Source organism: Streptomyces sp. NPDC020379, assembly GCF_044387105.1.
Classification (GTDB): Bacteria; Actinomycetota; Actinomycetes; order Streptomycetales; family Streptomycetaceae; genus Streptomyces.
The window spans coordinates 165,767-181,706 of sequence record NZ_JBIRVR010000003.1 but is presented as its reverse complement, the minus strand read 5'-3'; the positions used below and the strand labels follow the sequence as shown (position 1 = coordinate 181,706).

Below are 15,940 nucleotides of genomic sequence, written 5' to 3'. Positions count from 1 at the left end.
GAGGTACGGCTCACCGAGCACTGACCGTGCACACCGAGGAGATGCCATGTCCTCCCAGCTGTCGTCCGCGTCCCTGTCCGCCGACGTGCTCGTCGTCGGCGCCGGTCCCACCGGCCTGCTGCTCGCGGGGGATCTCGCCGCCGCCGGAGTGCGGGTCACGCTGCTGGAGCGGCGGGCCGAGGAGTCCAATCTGACCAGGGCGTTCGCGGTGCACGCGCGCACCCTGGAGCAGTTCGACGCCCGGGGCATCGCCGAACGGCTCCTGGAGACCGGGGTGTTCACCTCCTCCCTGCGCTTCTTCGGCCGGGCCCGGGTCGACCTCTCCCGGCTGCCCACCCGCTTCCCGGGCGTGCTGCTGACCCCGCAGTACGAGACGGAGCGCGTCCTGGAGGAGCGTGCCCTCGCCCTCGGCGCGGTGATCAGGCGCGGCGCCGAGGTGACCGGCCTCCGCCAGGACGCCGACGGCGTGGAGGCGGACGTACGCGAGGGGGAGGCCGGAAGCCGACTGCGCGCGGCGTATGCGGTGGGGGCCGACGGGGTGCGCAGCGCCGTGCGGAAGGCGCTGGGGATGCCCTTCCCGGGGAAGGGCATCCTGCGGTCCGTGATGCTCGCGGACGTCCGCGTCGACACCGAGCCCGCCGGGCTGCCCGCCTTCGAGGCCGGGGCCGGTGGCTTCGCGTTCCTGGTGCCGTTCGGTGACGGGTGGTACCGCGCCATCGCCTGGGAGCGCGGCAGCGATCTTCCCTCCGACGCCCCCGTCGACATGGAGGATCTGCGGGCCGTCACCCGGGACGCGTTCGGCACCGACTTCGGGATGCACGACGTCCGTTGGACCTCGCGATTCCACAGCGACGAGCGGCAGGTGCCGCGCTACCGCGACGGCCGGGTCCTCCTCGCGGGCGACGCCGCGCACGTCCACTCGCCCGCCGGGGGCATGGGGATGAACGCGGGCATCCAGGACGCCGCCAACCTCGGCTGGAAGCTCGCCGCCGTGCTCCAGGGCCGGGCGGAGAGCGCGCTGCTCGACAGCTATCACGACGAACGCCACCCGGTCGGCAAGCTGACCCTCCGCCTGAGCGGCGCCATCCTGCACGCCGCGCTCCTCGGCTCACCGGCCGCCCGCGCCCTGCGCGACGTGGCGGCCGGTGCCGTCGGAGTCCTGCCCTTCGCCCTCGACCGCGGCGCGCGCCTGGTGTCCGGCATCGGCATCGACTACCCCGCCCCGCCCGGGGCCCACCCGCTGACCGGCCGCCGCGCCCCCGACCTGCCGCTGGCCGAGAGCGCCGACGGCCCGTCCAGGCTCTATGAAGCACTGCGCGCCGGACGGCACGTACGCGTCCTGCCGCGCGGCGCGAAGGCCGGCACCGAGCCGGACGTCACCACGGTCACCCGGGCCGACGCGCTCCCGGTGACCCTGCTCGTGCGGCCGGACGGGCATGTGGCGGAGGCTTCCTGACCGCCGCCCGGCACGGTTGCGGAGCGGGGGACCTCACCTGCGCCGGGCGTCCGCGGCGTCCCGCCCGCACGCGTACGCCAGCGAGCTGACCAGCTCCTCGGCGTCGGGGAGCCAGCGGTTGGCGGCGGTGGGTTCGCGCGCCCAGAGCACCGAGCCGCGCGACCCCATGCGAGTCGGCGGGGCGACGACGTAATCCCCTTCACCCCGCGCGACCAGATCGAGCGTGGAGGGGTGCCAGCCGAGCTTGCGCGCGAGATCGCCGACCTTCAACGCCCCACCGGGCAGCACGAAGAACAGCATCCGCCCGTACGGCGTGCAGGTGACGGGGCCGAGCGGGGTGCCCATGCGCTCCATGCGGGCGAGCGCCAGACACCCGGCGGTGTCCGGCACGTCCAGCGCGTCGAACGTGCGCCCCGTCGGCAGCAGGACCGAGGAGCCGGGCTGCCGCGCCCACATCCGGCGGGCGGCGACGGCGCTCCCGGTGGCCTGGGTCGCCCAGTCGGGGCGGGCGGGGTGCGCACCCGGGGCGGGGCAGCCCAGCTCGCCGCACGAGCAGCGCTCCCGCCCCTCCTCGGCCTCCAGCCAGGTGCCGGCGAAGACGTCCCAGTGCCGTTCTTCCGCGTACCGGACGGCCGCGTCCAGCAGCCGCTCGCCGCGCTGTTGGGGGACGAGCGGTGCTCCTACTACTCCGATGGTCTCTTCCACGTCCTTCACAACTCCCCTTGTCACGAGGGGTTACGGCTCAGGGTCATGCTTGTCGGTCGCGGTCGGATATGCACATGGGGCGCACGGATGCATGTACGGGGGCGCAGGCGCGGGTTCCCCGCCGCAGGTGGGTAGCCACCTGCGAGGCGAAAGGGCGATGCAGTCATTGTTTGGCCATTGCCACCTTTGCTGTCATTACCGTTAAGTCCGCATTCTCCGGACATTCAGGGGGCAAAGATCACAGGGGAAGACGCTCTCAGCAGCTGTCTCAGCTTCTCCGCACCTCGCGGCGCGAGCCGCGAACGCTTAGCAGTCTCAGGGGGTACAGCATGGCCGCACGGCCACTCGTGGCGCGGCAGCCGAACGAACGGCTGCAAGCACTCATCCAGGAAGCAGCCTGCTCCAACGCCGGGTTGGCGCGCCGCGTCAACATGTGCGGGGCCGAGCACGGCCTCGACCTGCGGTACGACAAAACATCCGTAGCCCGCTGGCTCCGTGGCCAGCAACCCCGCGGCCGCGCTCCCGGCATCATCGCCGAGGCGCTCGGCCGCAAGCTCGGCCGCACGGTCACGATCGACGAGATCGGCATGGCCAACGGCAAGAACCTCGCGTCCGGCGTCGGCCTCCAGTTCTCCCCGACCGTACTGGGAGCCATCGAGCAGGTCTGCGAGCTGTGGCGCAGCGACGTCGGACGGCGGGACTTCCTCAGCGGCACGTCCGTGGCGTCCTCCGCCCTCGTCGAGCCCAGCCGTGACTGGCTGATCACCGGCGCCGACCCACAGGTCGCGCGCAACGCCGGGGCCCGCGTGGGCGCCTCGGACGTCGAGGCCGTACGCGCGACCACGGACGCCCTCGTCGAGCTCGACCACCGCTACGGCAGCGGACACGTCCGGCCCGTCGTCGTCCACTACCTCAACAGCGTCGTCTCCGGGCTGCTCGCCGGCTCGTACCGGGAATCCGTCGGACGGGAACTCTTCGCCGCCGTCGCCCGGTTGACCGAGCTCGCCGGTTACATGGCCGTCGACACCGGCCAGCCTGGGCTCGCACAGCGCTACTACATCCAGGCTCTGCGGCTCGCCCAGGCCGCCGGGGACCGTGGTTACGGCGGCTATGTGCTCGCCGCCGGCATGAGCCACCTCGCCGCGTCCCTCGGCAACCCACGGGAGATCGCCCAACTCGCCAAGGCCGCGCAGGAAGGGGCGCGGGGGCAGGTCACCCCGCGCGCCGAAGCGATGTTCTGCGCGGCGGAGGCCCGGGGGCACGCGCTGATGGGGGACGCGCGTGCCTTCCAGACGGCCGCCGGGCGCGCCCTGAACCACCTCGAACAGGCCGGGGCCGAAGCGGGCAAGGGCACCGGCGACGATCCGCCCTGGATCCGGCACTTCGACCACGCCTACCTCGCCGACGAACTCGCCCACTGCCACCGCGACCTCGGCCAGGCCGACCAGGCGCGGCGCCAGGCGGAGGACGCCATCGCGGGCCACCCCGAGGGGCGGGTGCGGCGCCGCGCCATCGGGATGCTGCTCCTGGCCACGGCGCAGGTGCAGCAGCGCGACGTGGACGAGGCGTGCGCGACGGGCACGCGCGCCCTGGAACTGCTCGGCACGCTGCGGTCCAACCGGGGGGCGGAGTATCTGGACGACTTCCAGCAGCGGCTGGCTCCTTACCGGGAGGAGCCGGTGGTTCGGGAGTTCGGGGCGCGGTTGGAGGTGGCGGCGGCGTAGGGGCAGGCTGCTGCCCCTGCTTCTGGGTTCTTGTTTGTTGTCCGGTGCGGTGTGTTTGTGGTTTGGGTGGGGTGGCCTCAAGCGCCGGCCGGGCTTTGGTTGGTGGGGTTCGCCGTTGTCTTCTGCGGGTCCGTTGCGCCTGCGGCGGGCGGCCTCAAGCGCCGGCCGGGCTGGTTTGTGGTGGGTGCCGGGGGTGGATCTTCCGGGCTGGGGACCTGGAACGCGGTGCGGTTGCCGTTTCGCGTATGGAGTGCCCCGAATTCGCACCGCGTTCCAGAACCCCACCCTCCAGCCCCACCCCCTCCCACCGGAGGGCGCGTGCGGGGTGGTGGGGTGTGCCCGCCTTTTCGGTCCGCCTGGGGTGCTCGTTGCTGTCCGGGTGGGCCCGACGTTTCTTTTCAGCCCGGGGCGCACGCGTTTCTTTCAGCCCGTCCGGCGTTTGAGGACGTGCCCGCAGGGCGCTCCCGCCGCAGGCGGCGAACCGGCCCGCAGGTCGGGGCCCGGGGCAGCGCTCCAGTTCCGGGGCGCGCAGAGTTGTGGGGGTCTGGGGGCTTGCCCCCGGTTTCAGGAAGAGGCGGGATCGGGGAACAAGCCCGCCGCGGGCGCCCACCCACCCGCAGCCGGGGCCTGGGGCGTGTGCCCGGCGCCGGGAGGAGCGGGGTGGGGAACAAGCCCGCCGCCCCACCCGCCCCGCCGTCGTCGGCGCACCCCGTCAGCCGTCAGGATTCGCTTCCAGGCAAGTCAGTTCGATGCTGTCGATCACGGCCTCGTTCGTCTGATGGGTGAGGTGGGCGACGTTCTCGATACCGACCGCCATCCAACCCGACAGGCTCATGATGAGTACGCGCAGACCGTCCGTGCCGTGTTTGGCGAGCACCTCGTCGGCGACCCGCATGGCCTCCTCGGGCACCCGCTCGGCCGGTTCGAGCCCGACGACCTTTCGCATCAGGCCGATCGTGGTGTGGGAGATCTCCGGTGCGATCGCCCGCAGCCGCCGGTCCTCCTCCTCGTCCACTCTTCCCCTCCTTCTGCGCATGATTCCTGGCTACTTGGGAGCACCGTAGGGCACCCCGCAACCCCACGCACTCCGGCTTGACAACGCGTACCCGCGCAGTCCCCCTGGGCGTGAGGAGCGAGGTCACCGTGCGGCTCGGCCGCGCTCCGCGGCGCCCCGGACGGAGTCCGGTGGAGGTGGCCGGGGGAGATCGGAGGCCGCCCGCCGCAGGCGTGAACCGGCCCGTACCGGAAAAGGCGAGCCGCACCCGGTCCACGGCCCCCGCACCCAGCGGACATGGCACCGCCGCCCGGCGACCCGGTAGCGTGAGGCGACGCCAAGTCCCGTACAAATAGGAGTTCCGGTGACGCAGAGCGGACAGGGAAACGTGCCGCAGCCTCCCGCGCAGGCCCCGCGCGAGGGTGTTGTGCTGCCCGCTCAGCAGGAATCCGCCGAGCGGCGCGGCGCCGATCGGCTCCCGGCTCCGGCGCCGGGGCAGCCGTGGGGGCAGCCCTGGGGGCCGGACGCGCAGCGTGCGCCGCTGCCGCCGGAGATGCCGCCGGGCGCGCCGCTGCCGCCCGCCCAGGCGCCGGGCGCCTCGGAGGCCACGCGGTACCTCCCGCCGGTCCAGGACTCGGCCTCGGCGAATGAGGCGACGCGGTACATACCGCCCGTGGGCGGCGGGCCGCTGCCCGACGCCGCGGCCGCGGCGACCCAGTACCTGCCGCCCGTGCCCGCGAGCCCGCAGGGTGAGGCGACGCAGTTCCTTTCGCCGCAGCCGGGCGGGCCGGAGCTTCCGCAATATCTGCCGCCGGTCGACAACGGCGCGGCCACGCAGTACCTCCCGCCGGTGCAGGAGGCGGGCGCGACGCAGTATCTGCCGCCGGTGGCCGACGAGGGCGCCACGCAGTATCTGCCGCCGGTGTCGCCCGGCCCTCCCGTTCCGCCCGGCCCGCACATACCCCCGGCCGGTGGGGCGGCCTTCGCGCAGGCGGGGGAGCGGCCGCCGCCTGCCGAGTTCGACGGGCTGTTCCGGGAGAGCGGTGCCACGGAGGCGCCCCAGGCGCACCGGCAGGTGCCGCCGCCGCGCGGTCCCCAGGCGGGTCCGCCGCCCCAGCCGCAGCCTCAGCAGCCGCCGCGCAGGAAGAAGCTGCCGACCCCCGCGATCGTCGGGATCGTCGTCGCGGCCTGTGCCGCGGCCGGGCTCGGTGCCGGCGCGCTGCTCAGCGGTGGCGGCGACGACAAGAGCGATCAGCAGAACGCGGCGTCGAGTTCGTCCGCGCCCGGCTCGTCTCCGGCGGCCGACGACGGCAAGAAGGACCCGGAGGCCAAGGCCGACGATCCGGCGCTCGCCCAGGCGAAGGCGCTCGACGCGCTCCTGAAGGACAGCAACAACAGCCGTGACGCTGTCATCAGGGCGGTCGACGCGACCCGCGGCTGCAAGGACCTCGACAAGTCGGGGAGCGATCTCCGGGACGCGGCGAAGCAGCGTGACGGCCTGGTGACCCGGCTCCAGCAGACCTCGATCGACAAGCTTCCGGACAACGCGGAGCTGTCGGCGCAGCTGACGAAGGCGTGGCAGTCCTCCTCGGCGGCGGACAGCCACTACGCGGCGTGGGCGGGTCAGGCGGCCGGCAAGGGCGGCTGCGTCAAGGGCCACGCCAAGCCGACGGGTGACAGCGCGGCGGGTGACAAGGCGAGCGGCGACGCGACGGCGGCCAAGAAGAAGGCGGCCGACCTGTGGAACCCGATCGCGAAGAAATACCACCTGTCCCAGCACCAGTGGACGCAGCTGTAGCAGCGGCGGGCCGCCTCCGGGCACGGGCCCCCGGCCGGGGGTGCGGAGGGGGAACGTACGATCGAGCGTGTGACAGCTTCGGAGAAGTCTCCCCGCCGCGGCCGCCGCTCGACCACCATGGACGGCATGCCGCTCAATGACATGCCATGGTGGCGCTGGCGCGTGAACGTACGCTCCGCGCTGCACATGCTCTCCGACCCGGTGTTCCAGCAGGAGTGCTGGCTGGCCGGGCGCGCGGGTTTCGGGGACGTCACCGACGCCGTCTACCGGCTGGTCGAGGACACCTGGCTGGACAACTGGTCGGCCGAGAAGTACCTCGGGACGATCTTCCGGGACTCCGCCGAGGTGGCCGTCGTCGACGTCGCCGTGCTGCGGGTGCTGCGGATCATGCACCAGGTGGGGGCCGACGCCCCGGTCTCGGCGTATCTGGAGCACCACGGCTGGCCGGACGCCGTCCGGGCCGCCCGTGAGGCGCACGTCCGGCTGGCGGCGAACGACGGGGACGACCCGGACGTCCCGCCCCGTTCGCTGGACGTCCTGGCCCTGGCCACCGGCGCCCGCTGAGCGGGCCCGGCGCCCGGCGCGGTCAGGAGGGGCCGCCGGGTGTGCGACGCTATTGGGCTATGAACGCCTCGCAGTCCCCTGTCACCGAAGGGGCCCCGGAACAGTACGTCCTCACGCTCTCCTGCCCGGACAAGAAGGGCATCGTGCACGCGGTGTCCAGCTATCTCTTCATGACCGGCTGCAACATCGAGGACAGCCAGCAGTTCGGCGACAGAGACACCGGGCTCTTCTTCATGCGCGTGCACTTCGGTGCGGACGCGCCGGTGACGCTGGAGAAGCTGCGGGCCAGCTTCGCCGCCATCGGTGACTCCTTCGCGATGGACTGGCAGATCCACCGGGCCGACGAGAAGATGCGCATCGTCCTGATGGTGTCCAAGTTCGGGCACTGCCTCAACGACCTGCTGTTCCGCTCGAGGATCGGCGCGCTGCCGGTCGAGATCGCCGCGGTCGTCTCCAATCACACCGACTTCGCCGAGCTCGTCGGTTCGTACGGCATCCCCTTCCACCACATCCCGGTGACGAAGGACAACAAGGCGGAGGCCGAGGCCCGCCTGCTGGAGCTCGTGCAGGCGGAGAACGTCGAACTGGTCGTGCTGGCGCGCTATATGCAGGTGCTCTCGGACGACCTGTGCAAGGTGCTCTCCGGGAAGATCATCAACATTCACCACTCCTTCCTGCCGAGCTTCAAGGGCGCCCGCCCGTACCACCAGGCGCACGCGCGTGGTGTGAAGCTGATCGGTGCCACCGCGCACTACGTGACCGCCGACCTCGACGAGGGCCCGATCATCGAGCAGGAGGTCGAGCGCGTCGGCCACGAGGTCACGCCCGACCAACTGGTCGCGATCGGCCGCGACGTGGAGTGCCAGGCGCTGGCCCGCGCGGTGAAGTGGCACAGCGAGCACCGCGTCCTCCTCAACGGCCGGCGGACGGTCGTCTTCGCCTGAGCCCCGAGCCCGCGGCCCCCTCTCCCGTCACAGCCGGGAGAGGGAAGCCGTGGCCAGAAGGACGTCGTCGATCGCCTCGCTGTCACCGGTGCGGCCCACGGCCGCGTCCTTCGGGGGTATGTGGCCCGCGGCCAGCCGGCAGAACTCGATCCCGTCCAGGGCGACGTGGGCGACCGTCCCTTCGGGTGAACCGAGGGCGCCGGGGGAGTCCAGCGGGACGTACCAATGCCCGCCGCCGCTGCCCTCGACCTCCAGGTGGAGCGTGCGGCCCGGGGCGCCCGCCGCGACCAGGGTGCGGGCCGGCGGGGCGAGCCCGGCGCGGCGGCGGCCGGCCAGGGCGCCGGGCAGCATCCGGGCCGCCAGGCCCACCATGTGCCTGAGGTGGCCGGGCGCGGGCGGGTCGTAGGGATAGTCGACGGCCTCGGCGATGTCCGAGGCGTGCACCCAGCACTCGAAGGCCCGGTCGACGAGGGAGTCGCGCAGGGGCAGGCCGAACGCGCCGTAGGACACCGGCAGGCCGGCCACCTCCTCGGCGGCGAAGGACACGCCGCGGATCAGCGCCGTGCTCTGGTCGCGCCAGGCTCCGCGCGCCGTGCCGGGGCTGTGCCGGCCGGGAGCGCCCGCTGCCGCCTGCTGTGCCCAGAGCGCCTCGGTGCGCTCCGTGGGCGAGCGGGTGGCGCCGGGACCCAGCGGGTCCGGGAGGCCGAGCGCGGTGGAGACGAGGCCGTCCACGGCCATGAGGTGGCCGATCACGGCGGCCGCGGTGAGGTCGCGGGCCATGGACCGCTCGCCGTCGAACCACTTCAGCCGCACCGGAGCCCGCCACTCCGCCTCGCCGATGTCACGCAGCAGCGCGTCGAGCCGGGCCGTCTCCGCGTCGTACGGCGCGGCCCACTCCGGCACCGGGACGCGGGCCGGGCGCCGCCCCAGGCAGGAGTCGAGCACCCGGGAGCGCAGCCTCGGGTCGAGGTCGAGGCTGTCCTCGGGGTGCAGCAGGGCGACCGCGTCCCGCAGCCGCACGGCTTCGTCCGCACAGGTGGCGCAGTCGGTCAGGTGCTCCTCGACGGCGGCCGTCTCCTCGCAGGAGCAGGCGGCCAGCGCCCAGGCGCCGAGCAGTGACTTGAGCACCTTGTGGGTCGTCCGGGCATCGGCCGCGGCGTCGCTCATCGCACTCCTCCGTGTGTGCGGGGCGCGGTCACGCGGGGCCCGTGGTGCGCGGTGGAGAGCAGTTGCAGCCCGAGCCGCAGCCGGCGGCGGGCCTCGTCCTCGGTGACGCCGAGCTGGGCGGCGGCCTGGCGGTAGTCGAGGCGGCGTAAGTAGGCGAGGTCCAGGGCGGCGCGCAGCGGGGCGGGCATGGAGGTGACGATGTAGTCGGCGCGGGCGGCGGCGGAGGCCGCGCGGACCTTCTCCTCGATCTCCTCCGGGCTGCTCCGGCCGTCGCTCTGGGCCCGCCGGAGCCGCTCGACGGCCTGCTGGTGGGTGAGGGAGGCGAGCCAGGAGCGCAGGGAGCCCTGCTTCGGGTCGTAGGCGCCGGGGTGCTCCCAGACGTAGCCGAAGACCTCGCGCGTGACGCGGTCGGCGCCGCTCTCGTCGCCGAGCACCCGGTGGGCCTGGGTGTGGACGAGCGTGGCGAAGCGGTCGTAGAGCTCGCCGAGCGCCGCCGCCTCACCGTGCGCGAGCCGCTGCTGCATCTTGCGGTCCCACCTGGGTGGTGCGTCGGTCGTCATGCCGCCCCTCCTTACGTGCGCCCGGCCGTCCCGCGTGGCTCTCGTACTGATGATCGCTCGCGCTTGTGCGCGGCGTCACATGCTTTACGAATGTAGTCGGCGGGTGTGACACCGCAGACGCGTTTGCGGCAAAGGGGGCCTCGCGACGGCTGCGGATGGTATTGCCACGGTCACTTTCCGCACCATTGTCCGATCGTTATAGATCGTACGTGCGCGAATGTGCCGATGTGTTATGCGTGTGTGACCGGATCTAGGAGAATTGAGGGTTCGAGCTGGGCATAGGCTCGTTGAGGGCCGATCGGCGTTGTGGTGTTTCACGAGGGAGCGGTCGGGCAGCCGCACCCGAGGAAGGGTCCGTTCCGGGGAACGAGAGACCGAGCGAAGGGGCTTCGAGCGCGTGACGCTGAAGGTGAAGGACGCCGACCAGGGGGACTGGGCAGTCCTCCTGGTCTCCGGTGAGATGGACCTGGTGACGTCGCCGGTGGTCCGGCAACGCGTGCACGACGCGGTCGCCGACGGCCGCCGCAGTCTGGTGCTCGACCTGGCCGACGTGCGCTTCTGCGACTCCAGCGGCGTCGGGGTGCTGATCGCCGCGCGTCGTCTGATGCGCTCCTGTCAGGGCCGGCTGAGACTCATCCTGCCCGAGCAGGGCGGCGCGGACGGATCACACATCAACAGGGTCCTCGCGGCGCTCGGGGTGCGCCGCCTCTTCGACATCTACCCCGACCTGGCGGCCGCGACGCACGAAGAGCCGCTTTCCGCATAACGGTTGTCCGGCTGCCCGACGCCTGATGCCCCCGGTCCCTACCCTTCCAGGGGGAGTTCCGCCCGTACGACGAATCCCCCGTCCTCCGTCCGGTGCGCCAGGAGTGTTCCGCCGAGGCTCTGCGCGCGCTCGCGCAGGCCCACCAGCCCGTGGCCGCCGCCCGGCAGGTCCGGCGCGGGCGCGGCCGCGTCCGGCGGGCCGTTGCGGACCTCGACCAGCAGCCGGGGCGCCGCCGCCCCCGTGCCTGTCTCGGCCACACGCACGCGTACGCGCGCGCCGGGCGCGTGCTTACGGGCGTTGGTCAGCGCCTCCTGCACCGTGCGGAAGGCCGCGCGCTCCACGGCCTCCGAGCGCTCCGCCGCCGGGTCGCACCCGCTGTCGTACGCGACGTCCAGCGCGCTCAGTTCGATCAGCCGCGGCAGATCGGCGAGGCTCGGCTGCGGGGTGAGCTCCTCGGTGTCCGCGCCCGCGGCGCGCAGGATGCCGACCATGTGGCGGAGCTCCTCCAGCGTGCGCACGGACAGTTCGCGGATCTTCGTGGCGCCGTCGCGCGCCTGCGCGTCCCGCGTGCTGATCTGCACGGCACCCGCCTGCAGGCTGATCAGGCTGACCTGGTGGGCGACGACGTCGTGCATCTCCCGTGCCAGCCGGGCGCGTTCGGTGGCCAGCACCTGGTCGGCGAGGAGCCGGTCCTCGCGGGCGCGGCTGCGGGTCAGTTCGTCGAGCCGGGCGGCGAGTTCGCGGCGGGTGCGGGTGAGCAGGCCGAGCGCGATGGGGGTCGCGGCGGTGACCAGCGCGTCGACGAGCAGCAGAGCGGTCTGGCGGCGGTCGGAGAAGGAGAGTTCGGAGGCCGGGAACGGCAGGAAGTGCGCGACGGCCAGCAGCAGCCCGGTGACGGCGAGCAGCCGGCGGTCGGTGCGGCGTACGGCCACGGTGTAGAGGGCGATCATCGGGGCGAACCAGATGTAGCCGATGTAGATGCCCGGCAGCGTGGCCAGGAAGACGGTGACGGGGAACCGCCGCCGCCACAGCAGTGCCACCGCGGCGAGCAGCGAGACGCCCATGCCCCGGCCGAAACCGGCGCCGTTGACGAGCAGCGCGTCCACCGTCGCCAGCAGCGCGGGCACGAGGACGGGCGCGGCCTTGTGCACCGCGGCGGGCATCCGGTGCCCCGCTCTCACGGTCACCGCGTGCCCCGCCCGGCCGTCATCGCCTCGGCGGCGCGGATCGCGGCGCGCCTCACCGCGGGCTCCCCGGCGCCGGGCGCGAGCCGCCTGCCGGGCGCGGGCCGCGGGCGGGCGTGCGGTGCGGGGTCGCCACCAGGCCCGCGCGGTCGGCGACGATCGCGGCCTGGACGCGGTTGAGGCCGCCCAGCTTGCCCAGGACGGCCCGCACATGGTCCTTGACGGTGCTGGGGGCCAGGCCCATGCGTTCGGCGATCTGCGGGTTGGCCAGGCCCGCGCCGACGTGGGTGAGGACCTCGCGCTCGCGCGGGGTCAGCGTGGCCACCGCCCGCGCGGCCGTCGACTCGGCCTCCGCGGCGAGGTAGCCGCCGATGACCGCGCGCGTCACGCCCGGGTCGAGGACGCTGCCGCCGGCCGCGAGGGTGCGTACGGACTGGACGAGCTGCTCCGGGTCGGTGTCCTTGAGCAGGAAGCCGGTGGCCCCGCCGCGCAGCGCCGCGGCGAGGTACTCGTTGGCGTCGAAGGTGGTGAGCATGGCCACGGCGGGCGGCCGCGGGAGGCCGCGCAGGGCGCGCAGCACGGTCAGGCCGTCGACGTCCGGCATCCGGATGTCGAGCAGGACGACGTCCGGGGCGCAGCCGAGCACGGTGTCCACGGCCTCGCCCCCGCCGCAGTCCGCGACGACCTCGATGTCCGGGGCCGTGCCCAGGATCATCCGCAGCCCGGACCGGACGAGCTGCTCGTCGTCCACCACCGCAACACGGATCACCGACCGCTACCTCTTCCTGTCAGCTCTGTCCGGCCGGACCGCCCGGGGGCCTCCGGCGGGCGGGCCGGTCTCCGGCCCGCCGCACCGCCCGCGAGGACGGCCAGAAACGGAGCGTAAGGCTCCAGTCGTCGGTTTGTCCGCTCCGTGCGGCACCCCCGCCGACCGGAGGGGGTCCACCGGGACCCGGGACGGATGCCGTCCGGGCACACCACCGGGCAGCATGACCTCCATGCTGCACCATGCCGGGGGCCGCGACCGTGCGCCCGGCCGCCCGTGGCGCGCCACGCGCGCGGAGCGACGCGGCAGCACGCGGTCACGGACCGCCGCGTCCCCCACAAGCGGCGGCCTGTGCACCGCGTGCTGCCGCCACCGGTGGCCGCTACAGCACCCCGCTCCTGAAGGGCGGCTCGGTGGGCGCGGGCCCCAGCGTCGTCGTCCCCGGCGCCGCGCGGTGCCCCAGCCCCGTGCGGTACGCGTCCAGCGCGGCCTCCGTACGGCCCGTACGCCGCAGCAGATCACCCAGCAGACGGCACAGGTCGGCGAGGTCGCCAGCGGCTCCCGTGCGCTCCAGGAGGGACAGGGCGGAGCAGTAGTGCTCCTCCGCCGTCTCGTGCTCCCCGCGCTCGTCCGCGATGAGGCCCAGCAGCCGGTGCGCGCCGCCCGCGTGGACGGCGCCCCGCTCGGCACCCAGCGCCGAGGGCGACAGGAGGGGCCGCAGCAGCCGCTCCGCCTCGTCCGTCTTGCCACGCCGCCGCAGCACGTCCGCCAGCTCCACCTCGACCTGCACGGTGAACAGCGCGGCCCGCTTGGACGCCAGCATGTCCCGGGCCGTGCGCAGCTCGCTCTCGGCCCCCTTCAGGTCGCCGTCCTGCGCGCGGACGTAACCGCGCATCCAGTGGCAGTGGGCGAGTTCCGTACGGATGTGCAGCTGGAGATAGAGCTCCTGCGCCTTGGCCAGGGACGCGTCGGCCTCGGCGATGCGCCCCTCGGCGATCAGCGTACGGGCCACCCCCCGGTGCATCCCCGCGACGAGCGCCGGGTCCTCCACCTTGGGCGCGAGGGCCAGCGCGAGCTCGGCGGCGTGCGCGGCCCGGGCGTGCGCCCCCATGTCCATATAGGGCGCGATGGACGCCGTGTAGAGGAGCAGCAGCGCGTCCGGGTCGTGCAGCCCCGAGGCGTTCAGTTCGTCGACGGCGGACTCCAGCAGATAGCAGGCGTAGCGCAGTTCGCCGGCGAGCAGGTGCGCGGTGGCGCGCCCCCGGAGGGCCGGGACGCGGCGCGGCAGCGGCTCGTCCGCGAGGAGCTGTTCGGCGGCCGTGAAGTGGCCGCGCGCCTCGGCGAGATCGCCCGTCTCCAGGGCGCAGTCCCCGAGGCCGAGCAGCGCGGCGCTCTGCTCGGGGACGAGCGCCAGCCCGGCCGCCTCCTCGCGCAGCGCGCCGAACAGCTCCGCGGCGTCCCGCGCGGCGCCCGTGGCCAGCGCCCGGCGGGCGTCCGTGAGCCGCATCCGCAGCGCGGTCGCCAGGTGCGCCGGGCGTCCGGTGGCGAGCTCCTCGACCGTGGTGCCGAGCCGCTCGGCGAGGTGGCGCAGCGCGTTCTCCGACGGGCGCACCCGCCCGGCTTCCAAGGTGGAGACGTACGCGGCCGTATAGGCGGGCTCGGCCAGCTGGCGCTGCGTGAGGCCCTTCTCCGTGCGCAGCCGCAGCACACGCCGCCCTATGTCCAAGGGCCCGTCCGCCCGCATGCCCTGGGTGCTGTTCTCGGCCACTGGTGCCCCTCGATAAGTTACGCCGTGTGATGCACGCGGTGAGTCAAACCCTTCCGGGCCCGCTCATGGCTGTCCGATGTCCTACTGATGCCTGTCCGATGTCCGGCCGACATCCGGCGGGCCCGTTCACATGAGGGTGGAAAGCATGCCGGAGACCGTCCGCGGGGCGGCTGTCACGACGGGAAGAGCTGGTACGACCTTCCGGCAGCCCGGACTCGTCCTCACCGACCACCACTTCGAGGTGCCCCTCGACCACGCGGACCCCGGTGGCGAGACCATCCGCCTCTACGCCCGCGAGGTCGTCGCCACCCGCCACGAGCACGACGACCTGCCCTGGCTGGTCTACCTCCAGGGCGGGCCCGGCTTCGCGGCGGGCCGCCCGCTCGGCAGGGAGAACTGGCTCGACCGCGCGCTGGAGGACTACCGCGTCCTCCTGCTCGACCAGCGCGGAACCGGACGCTCCACACCCGCCGACCGCCAGACGCTGCCGCTGCGCGGCACGCCCGCCGAACAGGCCGACTACCTGGCCCACTTCCGGGCCGACTCCATCGTCCGCGACTGCGAGCTCATCCGCCCCCGGCTGACCGGCGGGCGGCCCTGGACCGTGCTCGGCCAGAGCTTCGGTGGCTTCTGCGCGGTCAGCTATCTCTCGTACGCCCCCGAGGGGCTCGCCGAGGTGATCATCACCGGCGGCCTGCCCTCGCTCGACGCCGACCCGGACGCCGTCTACCGTGCCGCCTATCCGCGCATGGAGCGCAAGAACCTCGCGCACTACGCGCGTTACCCCGGCGACGAGGCGGCCGCCCGGCGCATAGCGGCCCACCTCGCCGGGCGCGAGGAGGTGCTGCCCGACGGCACCCTCCTGACCGTCGAGGCGTTCCAGCAGCTCGGCATCCTGCTCGGCACCGGCGACGGCTCCCACCGGCTGCACTATCTCCTGGAGGACGCCTTCGTGGACACGGTCGCCGGGCCGCGGCTGTCCGACGCGTTCGCCGAAGCGGTCGCCGCGGTGCTCTCCCGCGCCCACTGCCCGCTCTACGCGATCCTCCATGAGGCCATCTATGCCCAGGACGGGCGTGCGACGCACTGGTCCGCCGAGCGCGTGCGCGCCGAATTCCCGCAGTTCGACCAGCACTTCGAGCCCGGCGCGCGCTTCCTCTTCACCGGCGAGACCGTCCACCCCTGGATGCTGCGCACCCACCCCGCGCTGCGCCCCCTGCGGCACACCGCGGAACTCCTCGCCGAACGCAAGGGCTGGACGCCCCTCTACGACCCCGAACGCCTCGCCCGCAACACCGTTCCCGTGGCCGCCGCGATCTACCACGACGACCTCTACGTCGACACCGGACACTCACTGCGCACCGCCCGCGCCATCGGCGGCCTGCGCACCTGGGTCACCGACGAGTTCGAGCACGACGGCGTGCGGGCGAGCGGTCGCGTGGTGCTGGACCGGCTGCTGACGCTCGTGCGGGACGACGGGTGACCATGGCGCTTCAGGCTGATACGGACCGGCGGGTGGCCGTACCGGAGTGATAACTCCCCGT

The 15,940-nt window shown here is 73.6% G+C and carries 14 protein-coding genes; 7 read left to right on the top strand and 7 right to left on the bottom strand.

The features are described 5' to 3' along the window. Nucleotides 1-46 precede the first annotated feature (46 nt). Nucleotides 47-1,456: an FAD-dependent monooxygenase gene (locus ACH427_RS05620; RefSeq protein ID WP_398868106.1), complete on the top strand. Its 1,410-nt coding sequence runs from the start codon at nt 47-49 to the stop codon at nt 1,454-1,456. A 33-nt stretch (nt 1,457-1,489) separates the two neighbouring features. Here ACH427_RS05620 and ACH427_RS05615 read toward each other — a convergent pair whose 3' ends face one another. Next, nucleotides 1,490-2,161 carry a bifunctional DNA primase/polymerase gene (locus ACH427_RS05615; protein WP_390752581.1) on the bottom strand — a complete coding sequence of 224 codons (672 nt, stop codon included), beginning with the start codon at nt 2,159-2,161 and terminating at the stop codon, nt 1,490-1,492. A 329-nt stretch (nt 2,162-2,490) separates the two neighbouring features. Between ACH427_RS05615 and ACH427_RS05610 the strand changes: the two genes are divergently transcribed. Next, the gene (locus ACH427_RS05610) at nt 2,491-3,885 is read left to right on the top strand and encodes a transcriptional regulator (protein ID WP_398868105.1); all 1,395 of its coding nucleotides are present in this window, start codon (nt 2,491-2,493) and stop codon (nt 3,883-3,885) included. A gap of 712 nt (nt 3,886-4,597) precedes the next feature. On the opposite strand, the gene ACH427_RS05605 is transcribed toward ACH427_RS05610, so the two are convergent. Then, complete coding sequence (locus ACH427_RS05605; protein WP_116213435.1) at nt 4,598-4,900, bottom strand: hypothetical protein; 303 nt, start codon at nt 4,898-4,900, stop codon at nt 4,598-4,600. Between the two features lie 343 nt (nt 4,901-5,243). On the opposite strand from ACH427_RS05605, the gene ACH427_RS05600 reads away from it, so the two are divergent. The 3 genes from ACH427_RS05600 to purU all read left to right on the top strand — a co-directional run bounded on the left by ACH427_RS05600 (nt 5,244) and on the right by purU (nt 8,185). Further along, nucleotides 5,244-6,677 carry a hypothetical protein gene (locus tag ACH427_RS05600; RefSeq protein ID WP_398868104.1) on the top strand — a complete coding sequence of 478 codons (1,434 nt, stop codon included), beginning with the start codon at nt 5,244-5,246 and terminating at the stop codon, nt 6,675-6,677. Nucleotides 6,678-6,803: 126 nt separating this feature from the next. Then, entirely contained in the window at nt 6,804-7,241 is a 438-nt protein-coding gene (locus ACH427_RS05595) for a hypothetical protein (protein ID WP_398868287.1), read from the top strand. A gap of 59 nt (nt 7,242-7,300) precedes the next feature. Next, nucleotides 7,301-8,185 (top strand): formyltetrahydrofolate deformylase, encoded by an 885-nt coding sequence (gene purU / locus ACH427_RS05590; protein WP_398868103.1) that lies wholly within the window; start codon nt 7,301-7,303, stop codon nt 8,183-8,185. A 27-nt stretch (nt 8,186-8,212) separates the two neighbouring features. Here purU and ACH427_RS05585 read toward each other — a convergent pair whose 3' ends face one another. Together ACH427_RS05585 and ACH427_RS05580 are read right to left on the bottom strand one after the other, a co-directional pair. Further along, nucleotides 8,213-9,352 (bottom strand): maleylpyruvate isomerase N-terminal domain-containing protein, encoded by a 1,140-nt coding sequence (locus ACH427_RS05585; RefSeq protein ID WP_398868102.1) that lies wholly within the window; start codon nt 9,350-9,352, stop codon nt 8,213-8,215. After that, entirely contained in the window at nt 9,349-9,912 is a 564-nt protein-coding gene (locus ACH427_RS05580) for a sigma-70 family RNA polymerase sigma factor (RefSeq protein WP_398868101.1), read from the bottom strand. Before ACH427_RS05580 ends, ACH427_RS05585 begins: the two co-directional genes overlap by 4 nt. Nucleotides 9,913-10,309: 397 nt before the next feature. Between ACH427_RS05580 and ACH427_RS05575 the strand changes: the two genes are divergently transcribed. Continuing rightward, nucleotides 10,310-10,678 carry an STAS domain-containing protein gene (locus ACH427_RS05575; RefSeq protein WP_398868100.1) on the top strand — a complete coding sequence of 123 codons (369 nt, stop codon included), beginning with the start codon at nt 10,310-10,312 and terminating at the stop codon, nt 10,676-10,678. A gap of 38 nt (nt 10,679-10,716) precedes the next feature. Here the strand turns inward: ACH427_RS05575 and ACH427_RS05570 are convergent, their stop codons facing one another. The 3 genes from ACH427_RS05570 to ACH427_RS05560 all read right to left on the bottom strand — a co-directional run bounded on the left by ACH427_RS05570 (nt 10,717) and on the right by ACH427_RS05560 (nt 14,372). Continuing rightward, complete coding sequence (locus tag ACH427_RS05570; protein WP_398868286.1) at nt 10,717-11,841, bottom strand: sensor histidine kinase; 1,125 nt, start codon at nt 11,839-11,841, stop codon at nt 10,717-10,719. Between the two features lie 76 nt (nt 11,842-11,917). Then, nucleotides 11,918-12,631 (bottom strand): response regulator, encoded by a 714-nt coding sequence (locus ACH427_RS05565; RefSeq protein ID WP_398868099.1) that lies wholly within the window; start codon nt 12,629-12,631, stop codon nt 11,918-11,920. Between the two features lie 379 nt (nt 12,632-13,010). Further along, nucleotides 13,011-14,372 (bottom strand): helix-turn-helix domain-containing protein, encoded by a 1,362-nt coding sequence (locus tag ACH427_RS05560; RefSeq protein WP_398868285.1) that lies wholly within the window; start codon nt 14,370-14,372, stop codon nt 13,011-13,013. Nucleotides 14,373-14,541: 169 nt separating this feature from the next. Here ACH427_RS05560 and ACH427_RS05555 point away from each other — a divergent pair, with 169 nt between their 5' ends. Continuing rightward, nucleotides 14,542-15,879 carry an alpha/beta fold hydrolase gene (locus ACH427_RS05555; protein ID WP_398868098.1) on the top strand — a complete coding sequence of 446 codons (1,338 nt, stop codon included), beginning with the start codon at nt 14,542-14,544 and terminating at the stop codon, nt 15,877-15,879. The last annotated feature ends 61 nt before the right edge of the window (nt 15,880-15,940 follow it).

Bases quoted from the DNA above. Each gene is read 5' to 3' on its own strand.
- ACH427_RS05620 (WP_398868106.1), top strand. From the start codon at position 47: ATGTCCTCCCAGCTGTCGTCCGCGTCCCTGTCCGCCGACGTGCTCGTC.
- ACH427_RS05610 (WP_398868105.1), top strand. From the start codon at position 2,491: ATGGCCGCACGGCCACTCGTGGCGCGGCAGCCGAACGAACGGCTGCAA.
- ACH427_RS05595 (WP_398868287.1), top strand. From the start codon at position 6,804: ATGCCGCTCAATGACATGCCATGGTGGCGCTGGCGCGTGAACGTACGC.
- purU (WP_398868103.1), top strand. From the start codon at position 7,301: ATGAACGCCTCGCAGTCCCCTGTCACCGAAGGGGCCCCGGAACAGTAC.
- ACH427_RS05585 (WP_398868102.1), bottom strand. From the start codon at position 9,352: ATGAGCGACGCCGCGGCCGATGCCCGGACGACCCACAAGGTGCTCAAG.
- ACH427_RS05580 (WP_398868101.1), bottom strand. From the start codon at position 9,912: ATGACGACCGACGCACCACCCAGGTGGGACCGCAAGATGCAGCAGCGG.
- ACH427_RS05570 (WP_398868286.1), bottom strand. From the start codon at position 11,841: ATGCCCGCCGCGGTGCACAAGGCCGCGCCCGTCCTCGTGCCCGCGCTG.
- ACH427_RS05560 (WP_398868285.1), bottom strand. From the start codon at position 14,372: ATGCGGGCGGACGGGCCCTTGGACATAGGGCGGCGTGTGCTGCGGCTG.
- ACH427_RS05555 (WP_398868098.1), top strand. From the start codon at position 14,542: ATGCCGGAGACCGTCCGCGGGGCGGCTGTCACGACGGGAAGAGCTGGT.